Here is a 513-nt window from a genome sequence, read left to right on the forward strand (position 1 = left end):
TTAGTTCCTCTAGTAACTTCGATGGAGAAATTCCAGACTCGGCGGCCTTTTCTCGAAGCTTTTCCCATAGCTCGATAGGGATGTTAACCTTTTTGGAATTGGGTAGCTTCTGAAACGGGTCCTCAAGATGGGCTTTGACCTTATCGAGAGTTAACTCGTGGTCAGCGTAAGTCTCACAAATATCACGCCAAGACTCTAGCAAGTCGGTCTCGCTAAACTTGGATAACTCTAATGCGATCGAAGCATTCATAGGCAACCGATCGCATCCGGCAGATATTAGCTGACTCATGACCCGGGCGGCCCGGATCCAGTTGTTGACAGCACTGGAAGTCTTACCGATTGCAGTCTCACAAAACTGCTTAAAGGACGTGTAACGTTTCCGCCAACCCTTGCATAGCTTGATTTTCCAAGAGATTAAACCGATTTCATACCAAGAAGTTAGATTTCTCTTGATTCCTAGCACTAGATCGGGTAACTCGTCGAGTAACTCGCCTAACCCGTACGATTCCTCAA

At 46.6% G+C, this 513-nt stretch carries 1 pseudogene; it reads right to left on the reverse strand.

The annotated features are described in order from the left end of the window. Window positions 1–513 (reverse strand): annotated as a pseudogene (locus tag MiAbW_RS19255) (hypothetical protein); the annotation flags it as partial.

The sequence above is a fragment of the Microcystis aeruginosa NIES-4325 genome (genome assembly GCF_008974145.1).
GTDB classification, from domain to species: Bacteria; Cyanobacteriota; Cyanobacteriia; order Cyanobacteriales; family Microcystaceae; genus Microcystis; species Microcystis aeruginosa_G.